At 45.3% G+C, this 21,397-nt stretch carries 20 protein-coding genes; 15 read left to right on the forward strand and 5 right to left on the reverse strand.

All coding sequences use genetic code 11. From position 1 onward, the window contains the following. Nucleotides 1-30: 30 nt before the first annotated feature. From L3V27_RS10565 to rplY, 4 genes are all read left to right on the forward strand, one after another. Nucleotides 31-456 (forward strand): PepSY domain-containing protein, encoded by a 426-nt coding sequence (locus L3V27_RS10565; protein WP_012841930.1) that lies wholly within the window; start codon nucleotides 31-33, stop codon nucleotides 454-456. Nucleotides 457-532: 76 nt separating this feature from the next. Next, the gene (locus tag L3V27_RS10570) at nucleotides 533-1,192 is read left to right on the forward strand and encodes a response regulator transcription factor (protein ID WP_005378073.1); all 660 of its coding nucleotides are present in this window, start codon (nucleotides 533-535) and stop codon (nucleotides 1,190-1,192) included. Next, nucleotides 1,182-2,531 (forward strand): ATP-binding protein, encoded by a 1,350-nt coding sequence (locus tag L3V27_RS10575; RefSeq protein WP_031780334.1) that lies wholly within the window; start codon nucleotides 1,182-1,184, stop codon nucleotides 2,529-2,531. The genes L3V27_RS10570 and L3V27_RS10575 overlap by 11 nt, the downstream gene beginning before the upstream one ends. A 284-nt stretch (nucleotides 2,532-2,815) precedes the next feature. Continuing rightward, entirely contained in the window at nucleotides 2,816-3,094 is a 279-nt protein-coding gene (rplY, locus tag L3V27_RS10580) for a 50S ribosomal protein L25 (protein WP_005393245.1), read from the forward strand. Nucleotides 3,095-3,241: 147 nt separating this feature from the next. On the opposite strand, the gene L3V27_RS10585 is transcribed toward rplY, so the two are convergent. After that, a complete protein-coding gene (locus tag L3V27_RS10585) occupies nucleotides 3,242-3,757 on the reverse strand; it encodes a GNAT family N-acetyltransferase (protein WP_065645330.1) in 516 nt (171 codons plus the stop codon). A gap of 749 nt (nucleotides 3,758-4,506) precedes the next feature. On the opposite strand from L3V27_RS10585, the gene ushA reads away from it, so the two are divergent. Both ushA and L3V27_RS10595 read left to right on the forward strand, forming a co-directional pair. After that, on the forward strand, nucleotides 4,507-6,195 hold the full coding sequence (gene ushA / locus L3V27_RS10590; RefSeq protein ID WP_237311822.1) for a bifunctional UDP-sugar hydrolase/5'-nucleotidase UshA: 1,689 nt from the start codon (nucleotides 4,507-4,509) through the stop codon (nucleotides 6,193-6,195). Nucleotides 6,196-6,609: 414 nt separating this feature from the next. Continuing rightward, a complete protein-coding gene (locus tag L3V27_RS10595) occupies nucleotides 6,610-6,831 on the forward strand; it encodes a hypothetical protein (protein ID WP_005393249.1) in 222 nt (73 codons plus the stop codon). Between the two features lie 98 nt (nucleotides 6,832-6,929). Here L3V27_RS10595 and L3V27_RS10600 read toward each other — a convergent pair whose 3' ends face one another. Continuing rightward, nucleotides 6,930-7,178, reverse strand: coding sequence for a DUF1289 domain-containing protein (locus tag L3V27_RS10600; protein ID WP_048626242.1), 249 nt, complete (start codon nucleotides 7,176-7,178; stop codon nucleotides 6,930-6,932). Between the two features lie 210 nt (nucleotides 7,179-7,388). On the opposite strand from L3V27_RS10600, the gene L3V27_RS10605 reads away from it, so the two are divergent. From L3V27_RS10605 to L3V27_RS10645, 9 genes are all read left to right on the forward strand, one after another. After that, nucleotides 7,389-7,835, forward strand: a complete 447-nt coding sequence (locus tag L3V27_RS10605; RefSeq protein ID WP_237311823.1) for an META domain-containing protein — start codon at nucleotides 7,389-7,391, stop codon at nucleotides 7,833-7,835. A gap of 465 nt (nucleotides 7,836-8,300) precedes the next feature. Then, nucleotides 8,301-9,461: an ABC transporter substrate-binding protein gene (locus tag L3V27_RS10610; protein WP_237311824.1), complete on the forward strand. Its 1,161-nt coding sequence runs from the start codon at nucleotides 8,301-8,303 to the stop codon at nucleotides 9,459-9,461. Between the two features lie 9 nt (nucleotides 9,462-9,470). Further along, complete coding sequence (locus tag L3V27_RS10615; RefSeq protein WP_237311825.1) at nucleotides 9,471-11,180, forward strand: ABC transporter permease; 1,710 nt, start codon at nucleotides 9,471-9,473, stop codon at nucleotides 11,178-11,180. After that, complete coding sequence (locus L3V27_RS10620) at nucleotides 11,146-11,793, forward strand: ATP-binding cassette domain-containing protein (RefSeq protein ID WP_237311826.1); 648 nt, start codon at nucleotides 11,146-11,148, stop codon at nucleotides 11,791-11,793. Before L3V27_RS10615 ends, L3V27_RS10620 begins: the two co-directional genes overlap by 35 nt. Then, nucleotides 11,786-12,397: a CDP-alcohol phosphatidyltransferase family protein gene (locus L3V27_RS10625; protein ID WP_237311827.1), complete on the forward strand. Its 612-nt coding sequence runs from the start codon at nucleotides 11,786-11,788 to the stop codon at nucleotides 12,395-12,397. Before L3V27_RS10620 ends, L3V27_RS10625 begins: the two co-directional genes overlap by 8 nt. A 124-nt stretch (nucleotides 12,398-12,521) precedes the next feature. Beyond that, nucleotides 12,522-13,001: a glycine zipper 2TM domain-containing protein gene (locus L3V27_RS10630; protein ID WP_005393265.1), complete on the forward strand. Its 480-nt coding sequence runs from the start codon at nucleotides 12,522-12,524 to the stop codon at nucleotides 12,999-13,001. Between the two features lie 212 nt (nucleotides 13,002-13,213). After that, nucleotides 13,214-14,743 carry a nitric oxide reductase transcriptional regulator NorR gene (gene norR / locus L3V27_RS10635; protein ID WP_237311828.1) on the forward strand — a complete coding sequence of 510 codons (1,530 nt, stop codon included), beginning with the start codon at nucleotides 13,214-13,216 and terminating at the stop codon, nucleotides 14,741-14,743. 175 nt (nucleotides 14,744-14,918) lie between these two features. After that, nucleotides 14,919-16,580 carry a hydroxylamine reductase gene (gene hcp / locus L3V27_RS10640; protein ID WP_025520803.1) on the forward strand — a complete coding sequence of 554 codons (1,662 nt, stop codon included), beginning with the start codon at nucleotides 14,919-14,921 and terminating at the stop codon, nucleotides 16,578-16,580. 80 nt (nucleotides 16,581-16,660) lie between these two features. Next, complete coding sequence (locus L3V27_RS10645) at nucleotides 16,661-17,716, forward strand: hybrid-cluster NAD(P)-dependent oxidoreductase (protein WP_237311829.1); 1,056 nt, start codon at nucleotides 16,661-16,663, stop codon at nucleotides 17,714-17,716. Between the two features lie 213 nt (nucleotides 17,717-17,929). On the opposite strand, the gene L3V27_RS10650 is transcribed toward L3V27_RS10645, so the two are convergent. The 3 genes from L3V27_RS10650 to L3V27_RS10660 form a co-directional block, all read right to left on the reverse strand. Next, nucleotides 17,930-18,871, reverse strand: a complete 942-nt coding sequence (locus L3V27_RS10650; protein ID WP_109168478.1) for a class I SAM-dependent methyltransferase — start codon at nucleotides 18,869-18,871, stop codon at nucleotides 17,930-17,932. A 31-nt stretch (nucleotides 18,872-18,902) separates the two neighbouring features. Further along, the gene (locus tag L3V27_RS10655) at nucleotides 18,903-19,595 is read right to left on the reverse strand and encodes a TIGR01621 family pseudouridine synthase (protein ID WP_104974250.1); all 693 of its coding nucleotides are present in this window, start codon (nucleotides 19,593-19,595) and stop codon (nucleotides 18,903-18,905) included. A gap of 82 nt (nucleotides 19,596-19,677) precedes the next feature. Next, on the reverse strand, nucleotides 19,678-21,048 hold the full coding sequence (locus tag L3V27_RS10660) for a sodium-dependent transporter (protein WP_043884644.1): 1,371 nt from the start codon (nucleotides 21,046-21,048) through the stop codon (nucleotides 19,678-19,680). Nucleotides 21,049-21,397 lie beyond the last annotated feature (349 nt).

Below are 21,397 nucleotides of genomic sequence, written 5' to 3' on the forward strand. Positions count from 1 at the left end.
TGCGGCTAACGTTCTAGAAAAGGTTTGACTATGTATAAAGCAACGACTTCTCAACATTCTGCGTTACTTTTCGGCCTTATCACGACATTGATGTGTGCACCAAGTTTCGCCAAGCATGACGACTACTATGCCTCACAAAATGGTCACGCCATCGTGCAAGATGTCGAAAAGCCTGGAACACGTATTGAATTCGATGAAGATCAAGATGAGGTCTATCGCGCGGTTCAACAAGGATATATACGACCATTTTCGGACCTTTACGCCGCAGTAGAAAACGACCTATACGGCCGTATCATCAAGGTCGAGCTTGAAGAAGATGATGATGCTTGGGTGTATGAACTGAAAATCCTGTACAACAATAGCGTCTTGAAAGTTGAGTATGACGCCGCCACGCTGGAAATGCTTGAGATCAAAGGTCGCAGCTTTAACAAAGCGTTAAAGCCACAAAACAACTAAACTGGTCTAATGCGTAATCACGACGCAATGCGTAGCTTACTTCGATAACACTCCCAACATAATAAGAATCACCAATATGAAAATACTTGTCGTTGAAGATGACCCTCGTTTAGGCGAGCAAATCATCGAAACATTAGAAAGTACCGGCTGGGTACCAGAATTATCTCAAGATGGCATAGACGCTCTGTATCGCGCGACATCGGAAGAATGGGACGCTATTGTTCTTGATCTAGGACTGCCGAAATTGGATGGCCTCACTGTGCTAAAAGGCATTCGAGATGAAAACATCAATACCCCTGTCGTTATCCTGAGTGCTCGCGATACCCTAACGCAGCGAGTTGAAGGTCTAAACGCAGGTGCAGACGATTACCTAACTAAGCCGTTTGAAATGGTTGAGCTTATCGCTCGTATTCGCGCGCAACTGCGAAGAGCATCAGGTAACGCCTCTCCTGTGATGCAAATTGGCGACTTGAGCTTGGATACGCGCACTTCTAAAGTAATGTGGCAAGGGCAAGCAGTAAGCTTAACGGCGCTGGAGTATAAAGTGGTCGCTTACTTTATGCATAACCCAGAAAAAGTAATTTCTCGCACCGAACTCGTCGAGCACATTTACAAACAAGACTTTGATCGTGACTCCAACACAATCGAAGTTTTTATCGGCCGAATTCGCAAAAAAATCGCACCAAAGATCATCAAAACTGTCCGAGGGTTGGGATACCAATTAAATGCCGAATAAGAACAGGCTACCGTTGAACGCAATAAAACGACTGAGTATCAAAAGTCGCCTCGTTTTAGCGGCGATCGTTTGGTTGACGGCAATGATCCTCGCAGCTGGTGTGACGATACCGACCCAAGTGTACAACTATATGGTTGACGACACTCGCTCACAGCTGAGCATTTTTATGGATGAAATCGCCGCTCAGTTAGAAGTCGATGAGACTGGGCACCTCTCACTCGCTGCTCTGCTCTCAGACCCTCGATTTAACCGACCTTACAGTGGTTTATATTGGAGTGCCTCTACTGAGACGAGTCTCGAGCGTTCTCGTTCTTTGTGGGACAAAAAAATCGAATACAAAGGTCTGGATAACGATGCTTACGGCGCGAGAGGCGAAAGGCTGATTACCATAGAAAAAGCTCTGTACTTACCAGATTACGATGGGCCTATCCATATCATTATTGGTATTGACGAAGAGCCTATCAAAAGCACCCTGCAAACGCTAATCGGGCAACTCTGGCTTATTTTAGGCTTATTATTCGCAGGGGTTCTTGCCGTCATTTTGCTGCAAATTGCATGGTCATTGAGTCCGCTTACGAAGTTACAAAAAGAGTTGGCCGAGCTGAAGTCTGGTAACAAAAAGAGTCTAGAAGAAACCTATCCGAAAGAGATTTCTCCTCTTATCTTCGACCTCAACGCTCTGCTTTTCCATTATCAGGAGTTGTTAGAACGAGCTAGGAATCATGCAGGCAATCTCTCACATGCGCTAAAAACCCCACTTTCTGTCCTAAAAAATGAAGTACAGACGTTAGAACCTGATACGCAATCCCGTCTGCGTACTCCGATCAATCAAATACAAGATCATATCGATTACCATCTGGGCCGTGCTCGCATGGCGGGGTCTATGAATATTTTATCAGTGAAATCGAACCCAGCAGAGCGTGTGGATGCTATCTCAATGGCGTTTGATAAAGTGTATGCGAGCCGAGATATCTCCTTAATTAATGAACTTGATTCAGAGCTGAATGTAGCGGTAGAGCAGACCGATCTCGACGAAATGCTGGGTAACTTGCTTGAAAATGCCTATAAGTGGGCCAACAACATGATTCGTGTGCACTCCTCTCAGGATAAAGACAATATACACATCATCATTGAAGATGACGGACCAGGTATCCCTAAAGAGAAACTGAGTCAAGTAATCAAGAGAGGCGTTAGATTGGATGAAGCAACCCCTGGTTCAGGTCTTGGTCTAAATATAGTCAGTGAAATGGCACACAGTTACCGAGGTCAATTAACACTGGAAGCGAGCGCTTTAGGTGGCTTAAAAGCATCTTTAGTCTTGCATCTCAGCCGAACATAAAGCATATAACGCATAAACTTTGTTCTTCGGACCATGATTAGTAAACCGATGAAAATGAAGCCGATGTGAACAAAATCCAAGCAAAGCGTTAAAAGGGATAGCCTTACACCCAGATAAATCATACCTTTTTGTTGATTTGGGGACGATTTGGGTTGCCCATTTATAAGTGGAATGATAGTATCCGCGCTCGCTTGAACAGTTCCTGTTTCAAGCTTTACCACGAACAACAAGGTCGCATTGTTGATTGTGAACATTTGATTTTTACTAATTTGAGAGTAAATACTATGAAATTCGAAGCAGTAGTACGTACTGAACTAGGTAAAGGTGCGAGCCGCCGCCTACGTCACGCTGGCAAATTCCCTGCAGTTGTATACGGCGGTGAAGAAGCAGCAGTAGCTATCGTTCTTAACCACGACGACATCGTAAACCAAATGGACAAGCCTGAATTCTACGAAGGCCTAGTTCTAGTTATCGATGGCAAAGAAGTTAAAGTTAAGCCACAAGACGTTCAACGTCACGCGTTCAAGCCAAAAGTTGAACACATGGACTTCATCCGTATCTAATTCCCTACCAAGGAATTAATCGGATTAAATCCAAACCTTTTGCATTAAAGATACTCGGACTTACCAACCGAGACATCTAAAAAATTTCAAAACCCCGGAGTCTTACCACCTCCGGGGTTTTACTATATGTGGCATATAACAATTGATTTATGAACGGGCAACGTACTTCACTAAAGTGAGATCCGTCAGCGTCATACAGTCTATGATTTCCGTCTCTTCCTCTCCAGTACGTACAAAACCACACTTCTTGTAAAAGTTAAGCCCCTGTTTATTGGTATCCAGTGCTTTCAGGCTTATCTGCATAACGGGCGTAGAGAGTAGACGCGTTTCTAGTTCATCTAACAATGCACTCCCTGCCCCTTGCCCATAATGCAAAGGAGAGACATAGCAACATGTTACCCACGCCGTTTTATCTTCACAGGTGTGGTTAGGTAGTTCGTAACTTAAAAAGCCGACGATTTCCCCTTGTCTCTCAACGACGATCAATTGGGCCAGTTGCTCAGTCATGACTCGCGTCCACATCCTTTCTCGGCGCTCAATCGTAAACTGATCGATGTAGCTCTGTGGCATTAACCCTTTGTATGCTACCTGCCACGAATCAACATGTATCTTGGCGATTTGAGTTGCTTCCTCTCTGACTGCGTTCCTTACTGTGTATCTCATTACTATCCTTTCTTAAAATTCACCACTTACAAATTCTTTCAACCCTACTCTTTAAATCGAAGCTCAAAGCGAGCAGCCACAGATGCAACGCTTTACATTACTCCATTTCATTTTCATTAATTCAATGATAGTGCACATCGTAATATCCGAAGAAAACGCCTCGTTATTTACGTTTCACTTTCGCTCATTAGATTGAATCTATTTGTTTTAACATCCGGGTATCGAAAGCGGGATAAACACGGTAAGGTATCGAATAAGAATAAATAAACGATATCTAAGGCATAAGATTTCTAAACGGTCGCAATTATAGTACAGAGAGAAATACCCTTTCTGGTTGTATTAAACAGAGTAAGCCAAGATCAAACGAGTTTGGGTTTTACAGTGATCATTTTATATACAAAACATTTCCCTCATCATCAGAGCGAAAATTTATAACGATTTGTGTCATAGCTGCTAAGAAAAACATGAACTTGGCAAAATAATCACCAAAATCAGCGCTATACTTCGCAAAAATGCGCATTGATTCACACAAACCACATTCATTCAATTGGCCACTTCACAAAATAACCCCCTCCCTCTAATTTCAATATACTAAAAACTATTTCTGTTTAATTGGAGACGTAGTTTGCAGGCTTATTAATTCATTTCTCCGATAGAAGTATAAATAAGAGATAGATCACTAAAGTTTCACATTAATTCCGTATATTTCACGCCGTAACAATAACAAAATCACAAAGAAAGGATCCCTTATGAAGTTTTCCAAATCTCTTTTGGTAATGGCAGTGGGCGCTGCGCTAGCAGGATGCGGCTCAGACAGCGATAATTCTCCAGTAACCTGCGAGACTGCAGATTCTTGTACTAAGTTCACCGTTCTCCACACTAACGATAACCACGGTCGCTTTTGGCATAACAGCGACGGCGAATATGGCATGGCTGCGCGTCACACTTTAATCGAATCTATTCGCGCAGAAGTCGAAGCAAAAGGCGGTGAAACCATTCTGCTGTCTGGCGGTGATATTAATACCGGCGTACCAGAATCAGACATGCAAGATGCGGTTCCAGACTTCGTAGGGATGAACCTACTTGGTTACGATGCAATGGCTGTCGGTAACCACGAGTTTGATAACTCACTAGATATTCTCGATATGCAAGCTGAGCTAGCTGACTTCCCTATGCTGGCTGCGAATATCTATAAGAAAGATACCAATGAGCGTTACTTCGACCCTTACAAAGTATTTACTATCAACGGCCTTAAGATCGCTGTAATTGGTCTAACCACCCAGGACACGGCGAAGCTAGTCAATCCAGACAACGTATCAAACATCCACTTCGAAGACCCTCAAGTTGAAATCAAAAAAGTACTTAAGGAAATCGAAGAAAACGAAAAAGTAGATCTAGTATTTGCAACGACGCACATGGGTCACTACCAAGATGGTAATAATGGTAGTGAAGCACCAGGGGACGTGAAGCTCGCTCGCTCTCTTGAAGAGGGACAACTAGACGCTATCATCGGTGGTCACTCACAAAACCCAGTGTGTATGGAGCCAGGTACCAATGAGTATGCTGATTTCAAACCTGGTGATGATTGCGCGCCAGACCAACAAAAAGGCACTTGGATTATGCAAGCGCATGAGTGGGGTAAATATGTGGGTCGTGCGGACTTCGAATATTACGACGGCAAGCTTCACTTAGCGAACTACGCACTGATTCCTGTAAACCTTTTGGACGACAACGATGAAGTGATCGGTGAACGCATTCAACAAGATGCGACGGTAAAAGCGTTACTACTGCCATACCAACAGCAAGGTCAAGAGTTATTAGATGAGAAGATTTCTAATACGACGGGTAAGTTAGAAGGTGATCGTAACGTAGTTCGCTCTCAGCAAACTAATCTAGGTCACCTACTAGGCGAGGCATACCGTACTTACAAAACGGTAGATGCTGACTTTGGTGTGATGAACTCTGGCGGTGTGCGTGATTCAATCCAAGATGGTGACATCACTTACCGTGACGTACTTACAGTCCAGCCGTTCGGTAACTTCGTGACTAAAGCGACAATGACTGGTCAAGAAGTAAAAGAGTACCTTGATGTCGTAGCAACGAAATCTGCAGGCTCTGGTGCTTACGCTCAACTAGATAACATCACTTTAGATGTAGATTGTGATGCTGGCTCAGTAACCATTACCGACATTAACGATAAAGGCTTCGATCTAGACGCAACGTACACATTCTCTGTAATCAGCTTCAGTGCTGCTGGTGGCGATAACTACCCAATCATAGATGTTCAATCTACCCAGTTAACCGATGCATACGTTTTACGTGAGTTCTTCGTAAATAATCCACAGATCTCTGCGGATAGCTACAACAAGAACTTAGAAAACATCAAGTACTTCAGTAACGGTCAAGCTGTGAAAGGTTGCCCAGCAACTAATAGCTAAAAACACCTTACACTCTGACGTGAAGAGCTTTTAGAAGTTGTTCCGTCAGAGCCTCCCTAAAAACCGAAGCGTGACGCTTCGGTTTTTTTATTTTCGTTAAAGTGCTGAAAATTATCGTCCTTCATAAAGTGTTCAAAAATTATTCATTTGTGTTGTTGACGCCCATGTGCTGGGCTTCTATGTTTGATAAGGTCTTTCGAAAATACAGATTCATCAACTAACTTTTCGCTATGAAGTTTCGTAGCTTAGTGGATGATTCTAGGAAAGATGTGAATGGCGTTACAAACACTGCTCTCAAACAATTTGTCTTTTTGACCTAAAACGAAGGTGATTCGCCGCCAAGCGTTCACCAATGAGCAGCGATCTGGACGTCAATATGTTCAAACTGCTGCCATCGAGTTCAGGAGGTCAAAAATGAAACGAGCCAGCAATAGCTACAGACTTCAAATGATCAAAGAAGTGGTTACCCGTAGAGAACGCGAAGCTTGCACGGATCCTATGGCGAGATACATTCATCAGCTGATGGATGAACGCCCGACAAGTAAATTAGATGTTGAATTCAATCATCGATTTTCAGGAAGCCACTTTGACGAACATGCTGGGGGATGGGTCAGTGACCGTTGGTCAATGAAGTAGCGCGAATTTAACGAGTTTGCCTTACACGCACCGCATAGTAAGAGCTAATACAGTCCCGGCTCATCATTGATTATTGCCGAGCCGGGATAATTCGAAATTTAAAAGAGATTTTGCTGTGGTGATAATTCTTCTTGAGACTCTTCTGCCTTTCCCTTCCCTGCCAATACCTTTCTTCTATAGCGCTGACGGCATAGCTTAATTACATGCAACTGTTGAGCAGGCGTATAAGTGAGCCAGTTAAATCGCTCTTCTCTTTTACGCATACATCCCTTGCAATACCCTTTTTCGTCCACACTACAAATACCAACGCAAGGGTTTGGGACGGTAAAAAACTCTAGTTGCTCCATGCTCTAACCGTTTTTTGCTCGCTGTGCTGTAATGATATTATAACGACTTCAATATACGCTCCCAACAGTGCTATAAATCTTGCACCTTGAAGCCGTTTGAGTATATAAACTGGACTCTGTCACAGTAATACGAAACTATTACCTTATGCTGACAAAAACAGTGTTTTATTACCTATACTTACCACGTTTTCTAAAAACGGAGTCTATAAAATGAAGCTTAGCCTAAAAACGTTAGTTACAGCAATCTCTCTTCCTGTTCTTATGACTGCATGTGCTAGCAACGGTGACAATGTGAAAGAAATTACGGCTCAAGATTTACAGCACCATAATTGGGAGCTGGTTCAGATTGATGGTAAAAACATCGAATTAAAAGAACGTCAGCAAGCGCCTCGCTTAGAAATCGGAGAAAATCTGACTGCAAATGGTAACGCGGGGTGTAACAACTTTTTTGGTCAAGCTGAACTAAAAAACAATCAACTACGCATCGAAAAAATGGGAATGACCATGAAGATGTGTATGGATGACCAAATGAAAATTGAGCAAGCGATGTCTGAAACTCTTACTGAATGGAGTGATATAACGCTAACCAAAGAAGGGCTAATGCTTAAAAATGACGCTCACGAACTAACGTTTCAGTTGCGTGATTGGGTAAACTAAGTCCCATTTCATATTCTAAGAGCAGCCATAAAATGGCTGCTTTTTTATGCCTCCTAATCCATATCAAAGCAGGCAGGATGTCTGTTTCGCACGTTTCGGTTAGCAAAATCGTTTAAAACGACAAACTCTTTCCCTCTTTACGCCCTCAACGCCACGTCTACGACGCGGGTTCAGTCTTCCAAATCAACATATCGAAGTTGCTTGAGGACAATAATTTTCAATTACTTGAAAGAATATCGTCAAACAAGCGGTCCGCTCTTGTATACCTAAAACGACACCAGAATTGTCCTTTCTTCGTTTTGCTTCACATTGAGAATAATTCTTTGAATCAATGAGTGATTCCGTTTGGGATTGGCATTGATAATAGAGAGAGATGGATTACTATCCTTGTAACAAAGCGGAGCGACTTGTTTAGACGTCAATAACGCCGGAAACGAGAATAAAAAGACATAATACGGAATAGATATGAAAAAGCTACTCAGTACCGTTGGCATTTTAGCCACCACTTTCGCGACATCTTCTTTTGCCAACTCATCGGTTGCTAGTGAATGGCAAAAAATCGAACAACAAGCCGACGGACAATCCGTCTACTTTCATGCTTGGGGCGGAAGCCAAGAAATTAATCGCTACATCCAGTGGGCGAGTAGAGAGCTAAAATCGCGTTATAACGTGACGCTAAACCACGTTAAAGTCACCGATATTTCTGAGACCACCACTCGACTTATCGCAGAAAAAGCCGCAGGTAAAAACAACGGTGGCAGTGTTGATATGGTTTGGATCAATGGCGAAAACTTCAAATCAATGAAGGATAACCAATTGCTGTTTGGTCCTTTTGTTGAAGGTTTGCCAAGCTGGCAATACGTCGATAAATCATTGCCAATTGATGTGGATTTCTCAGAGCCGACTGAAGGTCTGGAAGCACCTTGGGGTGTGGGGCAATTAGTGTTTATCCATGATGAGCAAACCCTGCATAACCCTCCTCGATCATTTGCTGAAATGCTGAGTTACGCAAAAGCGTTTCCAAATCGCCTAACTTACCCTCGCCTACCAGAGTTTCATGGCACAAGCTTTATTAAAGCATTACTCATTGAACTGTCTAACAACGCCCCTGCTCTGCAAAAACCAGTTACCGATGACACGTTTGAACAAGTTACTCAACCGCTGTGGGCTTACCTAGATGAGTTCCATAAAGTCGCTTGGCGCGGTGGTAAACAGTTTCCAGGCGGTACAGCAGAAACCCTTCAACTACTGGATGATGGTCAGATTGATCTTGCGATTACCTTTAACCCGAACGCGGTTTTCTCTGCGCAATCGAGCGGTAACCTTGCAGAAACCACCAAAGCGTATGCGATGGACGCAGGTGCACTCTCAAACATTCACTTCTTAGCGATTCCTTGGAACGCAAATGCCAGTGCTGGTGCGCAAGTTGCGATAAACTTTTTATTGAGCCCTGAAGCACAATCTCGCAAAGGTAACCTTAACATCTGGGGCGATCCTTCAGTGCTAAGCAGCCAATACCTAACAGGTTCGGCTAAACATACTCAACAATTCAAATCTATCGCTGAGCCGCATCCAAGCTGGCAATCTGCCTTAGAAAAAGAATGGTTGAAACGCTACGGAAATTAGTAAGAGCCCATGTTAAGAGCGCTATATTTAGTCATTATCGCAGTTTGTATTTTGCCTACCATTCCGGGACTACTCGGAGTGGTGGTCTCTGCGCTCGGTTATGTGCCTCCTATCGGCTTGCACCACTTTTCTTTAGATGGATTTAACGCTGTTTTTGATTGGGAGGGTGTTTGGACATCCATCGGGCTTACTTTCTACTCTGCCATTTTCAGTAGCTACTTGGCTTGCTTGATCACATTTGCGATTTTGCAAGCATCGTGGGGCAGCAAGTTTTGGCGAAAAATTGAAGTAAGCCTCTCGCCACTTCTTGCCATGCCGCACGTAGCGTTTGCGATTGGCTTTGCGTTCTTGTTTGCCCCAACTGGTATGGGCGTTCGTGTTCTCAACCAACTGTTTGGTTACGATCCCAATGCGCAAACGGTGAATGACTTAGCATTGCTGATTAAAGATCCGCATGCACTCGGTTTGATCATCATGCTTGCGATTAAAGAAGTGCCGTTTTTATTGTTGATGAGTATTCCAATTCTTCAGCAATTGAAAGTCGATAAGATTGAAAAAGTCAGTCACTCAATGGGCTACAGTTCGGCGCAAGCGTGGTGGAAATGCGTGTTCCCACAGTGGATAGCAAAACTGCGCTTTCCAATGCTGGCGGTATTGGCTTACAGCTTGTCGGTTGTCGATGTTGCATTGATTATTGGCCCTACCAACCCACCAACATTTGCGGTTTTAGTGTGGCAGTGGTTTAACGACCCTGATTTATCGCTACTACCAAGAGCTGCCGCAGGCGCGGTAGTGTTGTTTGCGATCGCGAGCCTTGTGATTGGATTTGCACGCTTGATAGAATGGTGTATTACCAAAGGCTTCAAACGCTGGCAGTACTCTGGTCGAAACGGGTTTCGTTTACCCGGTAAGACCCTGTTTTCACTGATTGCGCTACTCGCACTTCTAATGATTCCACTCATGGTGGTATGGAGCTTTGCTCAACGCTGGCGCTTTCCAGATTTACTACCGAGCCGCTATAGCCTGCGTTTTTGGGAATACGAATGGCACAGCATTCTTGGCACGCTGGAGCAGAGCATGCTGATTGCCGTTATCAGCGCGACCGTCGCTCTAGCCCTTGCCTTGATCGCACATGAGTATCGACTTCGTTATCGCTGGCAGGTGCCCGGTTACATTATCGCCATCCCAATGCTGATTCCTCAGCTATCCGTGCTATTCGGTATGCAAGTAGTGACGCTTTACTTAAACAGTAACGCGTATTTCTTTTGGGTATGCTGGGCGCATGTGTTCTTCGCATTCCCATTTATTTACCTCTCGCTAGACGGTCCGTGGCGCAGCTTCGACAATGGGTTAACTCGAGTCGCACTCAGCTTGGGTAAATCACCGATGCAAGCTTGGTTAAAAGTGAAACTGCCAATCCTCCTACCTGCAATTACATTCGCATGGGCGGTCGGTATTAGCGTAAGTCTAGCGCAATACCTGCCGACACTGGTGCTAGGGGCTGGGCGCATTAGCACTATCACAACCGAAGCCGTTGCGCTATCCAGTGGTTTTGACCGACGTGTCACCGCGATTTACGCCATTTGGCAAGCTCTGCTGCCATTCTTGTTCTTCTCTTTTGCGATACTACTAAGCCGCTTACACGTGAAGTATCGCCGCTTGTCTATAAAAGGTTTACTACTGAATGAGTCTTTGTCTCGAAAACCTCGCCATCCGTAAAACCAATGGCGACACGCTTTTCTCAGCGTTCAACATGACTGTAGAGAAAGGTGAAATTGTTACTCTGATGGGACCAAGCGGTTGTGGTAAATCCACTTTGTTGGATGCCATTGCTGGACACCTCTCCGCCGAGTTCAACTACTCTGGCTCCATTACGCTTGATAACGAACAGTTGGATGCCCTCCCTGCACATAAGCGTCAGGTTGGTATTCTGTTCCAAGAAGATTTGCTCTTCCCTCACTTAACGGTGTGGGAGAATCTTGCATTCGCGCTACCAAACTCAATCAAAGGTGAGGAGCGTAAAGCACACGCCATGCAAGCACTGAAGAACATTGCATTGACCAAACTTGCCGAATCCTTCCCAGATCAAATCTCCGGAGGACAACGCGCCCGTATCTCATTGACTCGTATGCTGCTGGCAAAGCCGAAAGTTGCGCTACTCGATGAGCCCTACAGCAAGTTGGATAAAGACCTGCGTGTACAATTTCGCAACTGGGTGGTCGATCAATTACAGCAAGCGAACATCCCTACTTTGATGGTAACGCACGATGAGGATGATATTCCTGATGGCAGCCGCTGCCTAAACTGGCCATGGGAGACAAACCATGCTTGATAACCTGAGTATAAAGCTCATCCGCAAACCGCTGGCCATCAGTGCGACATACCTCGATAAATGTGGCATCACCGCAAATCAGACGACAGTATTTGGTTTTGTGCTTGGCTGCTTTGCCCTACCGGCTTTGATCGCCGAACAGTACTTGTTGGCGTTGCTGTTTATTTTGCTGAACAGAATCTGTGATGGATTAGACGGCGCACTGGCGAGGATTCAAGGCATTACCGATGCCGGAGGCTTTCTCGATATCAGCTTGGATTTTCTGTTCTATTCCTTGATTCCTTTTGGTTTTGTGTTGGCAAACCCAGAACAAAATGCCATTGCAGGGGCATTTTTGATTTTTTCCTTCGTCGGCACTGGGAGTAGCTTTTTGGCTTTTGCCATCATGGCAGGAAAACAAGGCATCGATAATCCGGTATATAAACACAAATCTCTCTACTACATGAGCGGCTTAACCGAAGGCACTGAAACCATTGGTTGTTTGGTGCTATTTTGTTTGCTACCACAACACTTTGCCATCATAGCCTATATCTTTGGTGCAGCATGTTGGTTTACCACATTCACACGTATTTACTCTGGGTTTCATACGCTTAAAGGCCATTAAACCACTTAGAAGTTCATGTTGTATTGAGAGAACAGCCGCTAAGCACCTGTTTTATATACCACTAAAGCACATATTAAATTGGGGTATATACTCTTTGGATGGAGAGAAATCATTCGGAGGCTATATGAAAAAATACGTCAAGCTAGGTATGCTGCTCATCATGTCTTGTATTGTTATGCTTAGCGGCTGTACCTCACCTAACCCGTACGGAGATGCATACGGTTCTTCAGACACACGCAAAGTTCAGCAGGTTTACTACGGAACGATTGAAAAAGTTGAACCAGTAACCATTGATGCCTCTACCCAATCCAACGCCATAGGTACAATCGCTGGTGCCGCCGTGGGTGGTATATTAGGCTCAAAAGTCGGGGGCGGCTCTGGCTCGGATATCGCAGCTATTGGTGGTGGTCTGCTGGGTGGTTATGCCGGCAGTAAAGCCGCTGAAGCAACGGCGAAACGAAATGGTGTGAATCTGACCATTCGCTTAGAGGATGGGAAAATAATATCTGTCGTTCAAGAAGCAAACCCAAACATGATTTTTCAGCCAGGCCAAGCCGTTCAAATCAACATGTCTGGCAATGAAGCAAGGGTTGTTCCTCGCTAATTTGAACGCGGTTACTCCTTTCCATTGGTCTGCTGTTTTGTTTCAAAGAGCTTAATCCGCGCAAGCGTACATTGCTTACTTATCGGCTTGCGCGATTCTATTTGTATCAAGTTTGATCGTCGTCAATGGAACATCAATCTCCCACACCTTTCGATGTTCAAATGACATCAAGTTGCTAGCATGAGCCCATTCCAGATAACTTTGGGCTTGTTATGACTCCGACTGTTGACCACGTACTCCTTAATATCGCGCTAAACCTCAGCTCTAATCGCTCTCACGAACAGCAATATCAAAACCTCATTGATGGGGTCGCGCAAGTATTCCCATGTGATGCTAGTTGCCTGTTTATCTTCGATGAGGATGGGTTTCTGACTCCTGTCGCGGTAAAAGGCTTATCCAGCTCGGTCTTAGGTCGTCGCTATTTCCCCAAAGCGCATCCACGCTTAGATGCCATTATTCATAGCCGCGAACCGGTGCGTTTCGATGCCGATTGTTCACTGCCTGATCCTTTTGACGGCACACTATTAACCGAAGACCAGTGCATTGATGTTCACGATTGCATGGGCTTTAGCTTGTATGTAGAAGGCCAACTTGTTGGCGCACTAACTATGGATGCTCTAACGGTGGGCGCGTTTGATGACATTGACCCTGTCGCTATCGAAACCTTGGCGGCTTTGACCGCTGCGACATTGCGTAACATTGCTCAATTAAAAGCGCTCAAAGCACAAAACCAAAAGCAGAAAAGCGTCACTCAAACCCTTATCCAACAAGCCCGTTCCCAACATGGCGAAATGGTAGGCTTGAGCCAGCAGATCAACCAGTTACGAAACAACATTGCGACCGTTGCTCAATCGGATTACGCGGTACTTATCACAGGAGAGACCGGTACTGGTAAAGAACTGGTCGCGCACTCGGTGCACGCGCAATCTCATCGTAGCGATAAGCCGATGATCTACGTCAACTGTGCGGCCCTGCCTGAAGGGTTGGCAGAGAGTGAACTGTTTGGTCATGTCAAAGGCGCATTCACTGGAGCCAATAGCCACCGCGCCGGTAAGTTTGAACTGGCAGACGGCGGGACTATCTTCCTTGATGAAGTGGGCGAACTGCCTTTGATTTTACAGGCAAAATTGCTGCGTGTTATTCAGCAAGGCGAGCTGCAACGAGTAGGTAGCGATCAGCATTTGATGGTCAATGTGCGCATCATCGCCGCGACCAATCGACAATTAGAAAAAGAGGTCGAAGCTGGCACGTTTCGAGCAGACCTTTTCCACCGTTTAAACGTATTCCCAATCCAAGTTCCCCCACTTCGTGCCCGTGACGGTGATATTCCCGTTTTAGCCGGATATCTGTTAGAAAAGGTACGCCAACAATTTAATGCGCCCAATCTGCACGTTCACACTAAAGTGTTGACTCAACTGGAGTCTTTACCTTGGTACGGAAACGTACGCGAGCTCGAACACACTTTAACTCGCGCGGCTTTGCACGCCATTCAACAAGGTGCGAGCACGATCATGCTTAACCATTTCGACACCTCACTGGCTCTCGATGATGTAAAAAACACATCGCATTATCTGCCTAAAAAAAGCCAGCCAATGCGAGAGCTGATAGAAAGCTATCAGCGTGATTTAATTGAACATGCTTTGAGCCAAACTGGTGGCGTTTGGGCAAAAGCAGCGGAGTTTTTACAAATGGATCGCGGGAACTTATATCGAATGGGTAAAAAGCTCGGGATCAATAAATAACCAACCGCAAGAAGCCGATGTAATTAAGACATCATTCGCGTTGTCTTAATTACATCACTCGCCCTATTGAAAACAAATAAAATTATTAAAAAATCAACAATATAACAATTGGCACGCATTCTGCTCTCTAGTGGTCAACATCACGACTATTAAAACAATCACTGGAGAACCCAATATGTTCTGTATTCAATGTGAACAGACAATTCAAACCCCTGCTGTTAAAGGTTGTTCTTTTGCACAAGGCATGTGTGGCAAAACTTCTGAAGTATCTGACCTGCAAGACGTGTTGGTTTACACACTGCAAGGGGTTTCTTTTTGGGCATCAAAAGCACTTGAATTCAACATCATTAACGATGAAATCAACCAATGGGCACCCAAGGCATTTTTCTCTACATTGACGAACGTTAACTTCGACCCTGAACGCATCCTAGAGTTAACTTCTCAAGCTGCAACGTACAAAGCATTGCTAAAAGAGCAAGTGATGTCTGCAGCAACGCTTGCCGATACTGAAGTCGCTGACATTCCTGCGGTTGCCCACTTTGAGCTACCAAACAGCGCAGAAGCGATCTTAGCTTTTGCTCCTCAAGTCGCGGTTAACCGTGGTAAAGACCAAGTACATGAAGATGTTATTGGCCTACGCCTACTTTGCCTATACGGACTTAAAGGTGCAGCCGCGTACATGGAGCACGCACGCGTTCTTGAGCAAACCAACAACGATATCTATGCCGAATACCATGAAATCATGGCCTGGTTGGGCACAGACCCTGAAGATCTTGGCGAACTACTTGATTGCTCAATGCGCATTGGCCTGATGAACTACAAAGTGATGGAAATGCTCGACCAAGGTGAAACAACGACCTTCGGCCATCCAGAACCAACCACGGTGAACGTCAAGCCAGTAAAAGGGAAATGTATTCTTGTTTCTGGCCATGATTTGCATGACCTAGAAAAAATCCTGCAACAGACTGAAGGCAAAGGCATCAACGTTTACACCAACGGTGAAATGCTGCCTGCACACGGCTACCCTGAGCTGAAGAAATACCCTCATCTTGTCGGTAACTACGGCAGCGCATGGCAAAACCAACAGAAAGAGTTCGCAAACTTCCCTGGCGCAATCGTAATGACGTCAAACTGCTTGTTGAATCCAAATGTAGGTCAATACGCAGACCGTCTATTCACCCGTAGTATTGTTGGCTGGCCTGGTGTGGCTCACATCGAAGGCGATGATTTTAGCCAAGTGATTGAATGTGCTCTAGCGCAAGACGGTTTCCAACACGATGAAATCGAACACCACATCACGGTTGGTTTTGGTCGCAATGCACTGATGAACGCTGCCCCTGCGGTTATCGACCAAGTGAAGCAAGGCAACATCAAACACTTCTTCCTAGTCGGTGGTTGTGATGGTGATAAAGCGGAACGCAGCTACTACACCGATTTTACGGCTGAAGCACCAGAAGACACGCTAATCCTGACATTGGCGTGTGGTAAGTTCCGCTTCAACAAGAATACGTTCGGCGATATCAACGGCATCCCTCGCCTATTGGATGTGGGCCAATGTAACGATGCTTACTCTGCAATCCAGCTTGCACTTGCACTGGCGAAAGAGTTTGACTGTGACATCAATGAACTGCCACTCACGCTTGTACTTTCTTGGTTCGAGCAAAAAGCGATCGTTATCTTGCTAACGCTATTTGCATTGGGCGTGAAAGGCATTTACACAGGCCCTACTGCACCGGCATTCCTAACGCCAAACCTAATCGCGATCATCCAAGAGAAGTTCGATATGCGCAGTATTGGCAATGTTCAGGATGATCTAAAAGCCATCCTAGCAGCTTAATAAACTTGCTTGTTCGCGCCTCCTTACGCGGAGGCGCTCTCTATTTCGAACCAAAAATAGCCACAACCAAAGAGATTGTTATGTTTTTTGAATGGCAAGGTAACCAACCCGTCACACTCCGTTGCATCGACAAATACTTCGAAACACACGACACCGTCAGCATAAAATTGGCCGAACTAACCGAATCACTTCTGTTTCAGTTTAAGCCTGGCCAGTTTATTAACTTGGGCGTCGAAATTGATGGAAAAATGGAGTTTCGCGCCTATTCAATCAGCTCGATCAATGAAGACGATCACCTTCAACTCACCATCAAACGAGTATCTGGCGGTAAAGTATCGAACTATATCGTTGACTCGCTGCTGCTCGGTGATACCGTTCAAGCATTACCACCAGCGGGCGAATTTAACTGCATTGACCATCCACCCGTTTTACGTGATGGCGAAACAAAAGCCTTGCTTATCAGTGCAGGTTGCGGCGTCACGCCCGTATTTTCGATGGCAAAACACTGGCTGAGTAATCACGATGAAAACGACAACGATGTGGACATCGCATTTCTTCATATCGCACGCAGCCCAGAAGAGACTATTTACTACGATCAGCTAGAAACGTTCGACGCTGTGTATCCCAACTTCCATTTAAAGCTGTTGCTGAAAAACCGCGAAGGAACGTCACACCCACAAGGTCGTTTGAACGCCGACTGGCTTAAAGAGCTTGTTCCTGATTTCAAGCAACGCACCGTTTACCTGTGTGGTCCAAGTCAGTTCATGCAAGATGTTCACGGCTATTTGAATGACCTTGGTTTTGACATGACGAACTTCTACCAAGAGAGTTTTACGCCAGCGACTGGCGCAGAAACATCGATCTCCGATGAAGTTGTTCGTGTTTCTGTTCCTGACTTTGCTCAAACCATCGATGCGCAAAAAGGTCAGGTACTGGCCGATGTGCTTGAAGGCGCAGGCTTACCATTAATCGTCGCTTGTCGTAGCGGCATTTGTGGCTCATGCAAATGCAAGGTTCGTCAAGGCAACGTCTCTTCCACCAGCCTAGAAACATTAACGCCAGAAGAAATTGAACAAGGCTATGTGCTCGCCTGCTCATCAACCATCGAAGCGGATCTTGAAGTGCAGATCGGTTAATGCTGCTGGTATCGATCTTTTATTGTTTCCCGTCATTCCGACGAGCCTAGGCGAGATCAGGAATCTAATATCAGTGTGTTGGGAATAACTCACTCTGAGAATAGACTCTGAATCACACTCGTGTCTCGCTATTCAGATTGACGGGGTATCGCGGAAATGCCAGCCGTACTCAAACGGCTGGTATTATAGATAGGTACAACTTTCGTTTCGTCGTCATTGCTTCTCGCTAAACAACAACACTTTCAATGCTGCTTCGCTGTCTACGTCCATAAACTCTGGCGGGTTATCCAGACGCTCACGGAATGTCAACTCTGGCGCTTCTTCTTTCATGCTTTCAATCAAGAAGTCGCTTGTCACAGATGGCGAGTTCACACATGCCATCACTTGACCACCGTCTGCCAACAAATCCGGCAACCGACGTAAAATCTTTTTGTAATCTTTAGTCAGCGCAAAGCTGCCTTTCTGGAATGAAGGCGGATCGATGATAATCAAGTCATACTGACCAGATTTCTTAATCTTACCCCACGATTTAAAGATATCGTGCCCCATAAAGCTTACCTGGTTGATGTTATGACCATTTAGCTTGTGGTTCTCACGGCCTTTAGACAACGACGCTTTCGCCATGTCGACGTTAACCACTTTATCTGCACCACCCGCAATGGCAGCGACAGAAAAGCCACACGTGTAAGCAAACAAGTTAAGCACGTTTTTATGCTTCGCATTTTCCCGTACCCAATCACGACCGTAGCGCATGTCCAAAAACAGACCGAAGTTTTGGTTGCGGCCAATATCCAATTGGTATTTCAAACCGCTTTCTTCAACGACAGGGCGAGCGTCTAATTCACCGACAAGCACTTCTGAAGGCGCACCATCGGCATAACGGTGCTGAAGAACCATAGTGCGACCTTGCTTATCTGCCCACAGTTGTGATTGTGCCAACGTATTGAGGCCGCTTTTCAGCTCAGCGAGAAACGCGTCGTCGACTTCTTTAAACAAATTGATAATCAACTGACCTTGTAACCAATCACAGGTGATTTGCTCTAGGCCCTCAAAACGGCGGCCACGACCATGAAACAGTCGACGAATTTCATTCGGAGCTTGCGCGAGCTCGGTTTCTAGATGCTGAAAAAACAGCGGAAGTTGTGATGCTTGCATCGAGTTCTCTTATTAGTTTTCTTTGTGACGGTTATTTGATCGTAGGCCAGTTCAGTTCCCAAGGGGAAAGCCAAGTATCCAACCCCTGAGAGACGGTCTCACTGTGCCATTTTTTACCAAGCATTTTGTGTTCTCGTGGGTCGCAAACAAAGCGATATTGCTCATCTCGGTATTGGAAGCAAAGTGAAAATGCATGCAGATAACCGCGATCAGCCTCATTGCCTGCATTGTAAATCGGGTCACCAACAATACCTGAGCCAACCGATTTTAATGCCACGCGGATTTGATGCGTTTTACCAGTGTGTGGCTTACATAAAAATAGGCGCTCTCCTGGCTCTGCCGCAAGAGAGAAAAACTGGGTAACGGCTGGGTTATTTTTGCTGTTGACCAGCTTCCATGATGAACGGCGCGAACGCTCCATATCACCAACGACCAAACCTTGTTTCTTTTTCGGCTTTTTAGAGCCAATCGCCAGATAGAACTTTTCCACTTGGCGGTCAGCGAAGGCTTGCGATAACGCACTGGCCGCTTTGGCGTTGCGTCCGAGGAGCAGAATACCCGATGTCATTTTATCCAAGCGATGGATCAGATAGAGCTGCTCATCACCACTCTGCTTGGCCACTTCTTGCAGCAGCATTGTGTCGCCATCGTCTTTATGAACAGAGACGTTGGGATGCTTATTGATGATCAGAAAATCGGGATGGGTATGTAGAATATCGAACATAAAAAAACTGGCTCCACGTTTGGAGCCAGCAGTATACATAAGTTATCGGACAAAGCTATCGAGGCTTGCCCCAAGGCCTGAGCTAGAGCTTTCTAGAGAAAATACCAGCAAGACCAATGATCGCGATACCCAGCAGCATGATTTCACCTTTACCACTATCAAAGCCAGACTTAATCCCCATGAAGGCAACAATAGCAATCGCAACAGGAATCAGGTATTTAACTAGGTTGTACCACAATCCAAATAGCGGGAAGGATACTTCGCCGTCATTAGTGATCTCTTTTTCTAGCTCAGCACGGCTTAGGCGCCATCCAGCAAAGATACAAACCAACATACCACCAACCGCTAGGAAGATTTTGTCCGTTAGCAAGTCGAAGATATCAAAGGCACCTGTACCAAACAGCGTTGGCCCCATTCCACCTAACGATAGTGACGCAAAAATACATAATGCCGCCATAACTGCACTTGCAGACAGAACCGCGTTAGAGCGCTTCATGCCTTTCTCATCGATTAGGTAAGACACGACAACTTCCAATAGTGATACTGAAGAAGTTAATGCCGCCACCGTCAAGCCGATGAAAAATAGCAACGCGAATAGCAACCCAATCACACCGCCCATTTCAGCAAATAGTTGAGGAACGACAACGAATACAAGACCTGGGCCTGCCGCAGGCTCCATGCCAAAGGCAAACATAGCAGGGAACATAGCAACACCAGCAAGAATCGCTACACCTGTATCCATCGCAGTAACCATACCGGTTGTTTGAACTAGGTTCTCTTTCTTCTTCAGGTAAGAACCGTACGTCATCATACAGCCCATACCTAAGCTAAGTGAGAAGAACGCCTGCCCTAGTGCAGCAAGAACCACATTGCTATCGACTTTAGAAAAGTCCGGCATGAATAAGAACTCAAGGCCAGCCATTGCACCTGGCAGCATCAAGCCTTTAACAGAAACAACGATTAGGATTAAGAACAGAAGCGGCATCAGAACCTTACCGGCTTTCTCAATACCACCCGAAATCCCTTTCATCACAATCATGACGTTAAGGAACAGGTAAACACCCATCCACATTAAAGGTTGAATCGGATCTGAGATGAAACCGCCAAAGCTGTCGCCAATTGCTTCTGGCGCGCTGAGTAGACCACCGCCCACTTTAAAGATGTAGGCCAATGCCCAACCACCAACCACTGGGTAGAAGCCCATGATCAAAAGACCACTGAAGACTCCCATAACGCCAGTGAACGTCCAGCGTCGGTCAGTTGTTTTGAATGCACCTACGGCAGAAAGACCTGTCTTACGACCAATAGCGAACTCTGTCAGCATCACGCTAAAGCCGATAAAAATAACAAAGATAAGGTAGATAGCAACGAATGCACCGCCGCCACTCTCACCCGCTGTGTAAGGGAATTTCCATATATTGCCTAAACCGACAGCGGAACCCGCTGCTGCCATTACGAAGCCTAGTTTAGACCCCCACGTATCACGTGGTGCTGCTGTATTAGTTGTAGCCACGCTTTTTCTCCAAAATTAGTTTGTTGTGTATGCATAGAGATAGGCGCCTAAAAAGTTTATGTAAAAATTATTGTACACTTATAAAATAAGCGTTCGACGCACTATGTCTAGAAAGTAAAGCAGCTCCCCTTTAAAATTGGAACCCCAAAAAAGTACATTTATCGCACAAGTGTCGAGTTACGCAGGTTAAATGCTGCTTTTTTGTTCAAAAGTTAAAGAATGGCCTTATTTTTCACATTAAAATAACAGAATCAGCTGTTATGAAATTCGTTCCTCATATAAGGTCAAT

Origin of the sequence: Vibrio sp. J2-3(2022) (assembly GCF_021725735.1) — a bacterium.
Lineage (GTDB): Bacteria > Pseudomonadota > Gammaproteobacteria > Enterobacterales > Vibrionaceae > Vibrio > Vibrio diabolicus.

What these genes read in the sequence shown, in the direction of transcription:
- rplY (WP_005393245.1), top strand. Translation starts at nt 2,816, where the DNA reads ATGAAATTCGAAGCAGTAGTACGTACTGAACTAGGTAAAGGTGCGAGC.
- L3V27_RS10630 (WP_005393265.1), top strand. Translation starts at nt 12,522, where the DNA reads ATGAAAAAATACGTCAAGCTAGGTATGCTGCTCATCATGTCTTGTATT.
- L3V27_RS10610 (WP_237311824.1), top strand. Translation starts at nt 8,301, where the DNA reads ATGAAAAAGCTACTCAGTACCGTTGGCATTTTAGCCACCACTTTCGCG.
- L3V27_RS10600 (WP_048626242.1), bottom strand. Translation starts at nt 7,178, where the DNA reads ATGGAGCAACTAGAGTTTTTTACCGTCCCAAACCCTTGCGTTGGTATT.
- L3V27_RS10565 (WP_012841930.1), top strand. Translation starts at nt 31, where the DNA reads ATGTATAAAGCAACGACTTCTCAACATTCTGCGTTACTTTTCGGCCTT.
- L3V27_RS10615 (WP_237311825.1), top strand. Translation starts at nt 9,471, where the DNA reads ATGTTAAGAGCGCTATATTTAGTCATTATCGCAGTTTGTATTTTGCCT.
- L3V27_RS10625 (WP_237311827.1), top strand. Translation starts at nt 11,786, where the DNA reads ATGCTTGATAACCTGAGTATAAAGCTCATCCGCAAACCGCTGGCCATC.
- L3V27_RS10570 (WP_005378073.1), top strand. Translation starts at nt 533, where the DNA reads ATGAAAATACTTGTCGTTGAAGATGACCCTCGTTTAGGCGAGCAAATC.
- L3V27_RS10655 (WP_104974250.1), bottom strand. Translation starts at nt 19,595, where the DNA reads ATGTTCGATATTCTACATACCCATCCCGATTTTCTGATCATCAATAAG.
- L3V27_RS10620 (WP_237311826.1), top strand. Translation starts at nt 11,146, where the DNA reads ATGAGTCTTTGTCTCGAAAACCTCGCCATCCGTAAAACCAATGGCGAC.
- L3V27_RS10575 (WP_031780334.1), top strand. Translation starts at nt 1,182, where the DNA reads ATGCCGAATAAGAACAGGCTACCGTTGAACGCAATAAAACGACTGAGT.
- L3V27_RS10660 (WP_043884644.1), bottom strand. Translation starts at nt 21,048, where the DNA reads ATGGCAGCAGCGGGTTCCGCTGTCGGTTTAGGCAATATATGGAAATTC.
- L3V27_RS10595 (WP_005393249.1), top strand. Translation starts at nt 6,610, where the DNA reads ATGAAACGAGCCAGCAATAGCTACAGACTTCAAATGATCAAAGAAGTG.
- hcp (WP_025520803.1), top strand. Translation starts at nt 14,919, where the DNA reads ATGTTCTGTATTCAATGTGAACAGACAATTCAAACCCCTGCTGTTAAA.
- L3V27_RS10605 (WP_237311823.1), top strand. Translation starts at nt 7,389, where the DNA reads ATGAAGCTTAGCCTAAAAACGTTAGTTACAGCAATCTCTCTTCCTGTT.
- L3V27_RS10585 (WP_065645330.1), bottom strand. Translation starts at nt 3,757, where the DNA reads ATGAGATACACAGTAAGGAACGCAGTCAGAGAGGAAGCAACTCAAATC.
- ushA (WP_237311822.1), top strand. Translation starts at nt 4,507, where the DNA reads ATGAAGTTTTCCAAATCTCTTTTGGTAATGGCAGTGGGCGCTGCGCTA.
- L3V27_RS10650 (WP_109168478.1), bottom strand. Translation starts at nt 18,871, where the DNA reads ATGCAAGCATCACAACTTCCGCTGTTTTTTCAGCATCTAGAAACCGAG.
- norR (WP_237311828.1), top strand. Translation starts at nt 13,214, where the DNA reads ATGACTCCGACTGTTGACCACGTACTCCTTAATATCGCGCTAAACCTC.
- L3V27_RS10645 (WP_237311829.1), top strand. Translation starts at nt 16,661, where the DNA reads ATGTTTTTTGAATGGCAAGGTAACCAACCCGTCACACTCCGTTGCATC.